This window comes from Pedobacter sp. 01T416_2, assembly GCF_056398925.1.
Genome location: NZ_JBFTQI010000942.1, coordinates 1 through 2066 on the forward strand (window position 1 = coordinate 1; position 2066 = coordinate 2066).

General features: G+C 37.5%; 3 protein-coding genes. 1 reads left to right on the forward strand and 2 read right to left on the reverse strand.

Translation table 11 applies throughout. The features are described 5' to 3' along the window. Window positions 1–866 (forward strand): SUMF1/EgtB/PvdO family nonheme iron enzyme (locus AC1DPQ_RS26085; protein WP_477611344.1); only part of this gene is annotated, 866 nt, incomplete at its 5' end. A 219-nt stretch (window positions 867–1085) separates the two neighbouring features. On the opposite strand, the gene AC1DPQ_RS26090 is transcribed toward AC1DPQ_RS26085, so the two are convergent. Together AC1DPQ_RS26090 and AC1DPQ_RS26095 are read right to left on the reverse strand one after the other, a co-directional pair. After that, on the reverse strand, window positions 1086–1586 hold the full coding sequence (locus tag AC1DPQ_RS26090) for an acyl-CoA carboxylase biotin carboxyl carrier protein subunit (RefSeq protein ID WP_477582880.1): 501 nt from the start codon (window positions 1584–1586) through the stop codon (window positions 1086–1088). Between the two features lie 3 nt (window positions 1587–1589). Further along, a partial coding sequence (locus AC1DPQ_RS26095) for a DUF4159 domain-containing protein (RefSeq protein WP_477611345.1) occupies window positions 1590–2066 on the reverse strand: 477 nt, incomplete at its 5' end.

Here is a 2066-nt window from a genome sequence, read left to right on the forward strand (position 1 = left end):
CACTAGAGGATGGTGTAATTATGCAGCCTTATCGTTTACCAACAGAAGCTGAATGGGAATATGCTGCTTTAGGTTTAATCGGCAATACAGAATACGAAAACATCAATCAGAATAAAATCTATCCGTGGAATGGCTTAGGTGTGAGCTCTGCCAAAAAGAAAACCAGAGGTATGATTCAGGCCAACTTTAAAAGGGCACCTGGCGATTATATGGGTGTTGGTGGTTCATTAAATGATAAAGGAGATTTAACTGTTCCCGTTATTCAATATGCACCAAACGACTTCGGCTTATATAATATGGCTGGAAACGTGAATGAATGGGTTAATGATGTTTACAGAACAGGTACATTTACCGATGCAGATGCATTTAATCCATATCGTGGGAACTATTTCACCAATAAAAAATTAGAGGATTCGCAAAGCGGAAAAATTGCATTGGATAAATATGGCAATCCGATTAAGGAAAATGCTTACGCCGGAAGAAAACAAACCTGGGCAGAAAAACAGGCACAGGCGAAACGTTCTGATTCAATTTCAAAATCGACTGATCCACAATCTCCAGTAGMATCAACCAGTTATCAGGCAGATCAAAGAGGTTACCGTGATAGACAAAATATTTTATTAAATGAAGAAGGTGTAACGCTTGTAAACGATAAATCCAGAGTTTATAAAGGTGGTTCTTGGAATGACATGGCTTACTGGTTAAACCCGGCAACACGCCGTTTTATGCAACAAGATGAATCATCAGCAGAAGTTGGTTTCCGTTGCGCCATGACTATGCTTGGCGCTCCAGAAATTAGTACTGCAGGTAAAAGAAATTTTAAAAACCCTCCTCAAAAACCTTACAGGGTAAGTAGAGGTAAATAAAAAAGAAAAGTCCCGACATTAAATCGGGACTTTTCTTTTTTGTGTATTGTATTTCGCTCATTTGACGAGACGATCGTCATGCTGAATTTATTTTATTAGCAGTTTTTGTTATTTTAGAGGCCTAATAGCTGCTGCGCGGTCAGCATCTTTCATGCTAAAAGACCCTGAAATAAATTCAGGGTGACGACACTATATTAACTCTTTAATGGCAAAAGCTATCTACTTAAACTGAATCAAGATCTGGTTCTTCTCTACCTTATCGCCCTGCTTAATCAAAACTTTCTTTATCAAACCATCGGTTGATGATTTCAAGATATTTTCCATTTTCATCGCTTCCAGCACCAATAGGTTATCACCTTTCTTTACCTCAGCGTTCTCTTCAACCAAAACCTTTAGTACTAAACCAGGCATCGGTGCTTTAATTTCTGAAACTTTATTAGCAGTTAAATTATCCAACCCCAGCTGTTTTAGCAAAACATCAAACTGATCTTCGATGCTAATCTGATAAATATTACCGTTAACCTTTATTTTGCAGGTTTTATCTGCTTTGTTCAGCTCAACCAGCTCTGTATTAAAAGATTTATTCTGGTATAAAACATGTGTACTATTATTCCCAATTGAACTCGGATCGAACTGAATAGGTTCTCCGTTTACCAAAAAAGATGACTCCTTATTTTCAACCTCAAATAAAAACTGATCGTTTACTTTTACTTTATACATTTGTTATTGGGTTAAAGCATACTGAACCAAATTTGCACCCATTTTAAGCGCCTTAGTCCTCGTTTCYTGTGTATCCTCAGGATAGGTGCCGAAATCTTCCCAGCCATTCCCTAAATCGCACTCAAAGGTGTAATAGCATACCACTCTACCTTTATAAATCAACGCAAATCCCTGTGGCCTTTTATTATCATGCTCATGGATTTTTGGCAAGCCTCCCGAGAACTTAAATTTCTGGTTATATAATGCATGGTTGGCCGGCAATTCGACAAAACTAAGTTCCGGGAATACTTTTTTCATCTGCGGGCGGATAAATTTATCCAATCCATAATTATCATCAATATGAAGAAAACCACCACCTGTAAGGTATTGCCTTAAATTTTTAATTTCCTGATCGTTAAAAACTACGTTTCCGTGGCCAGTCATGTAAACAAACGGATAATTGAATATTTCTTTCGAGCCTACTTCTACGATACTTTCTTC

Excerpts from the sequence above, each read along its gene's own strand:
- AC1DPQ_RS26090 (WP_477582880.1), bottom strand. The coding sequence starts at position 1,586 with ATGTATAAAGTAAAAGTAAACGATCAGTTTTTATTTGAGGTTGAAAAT.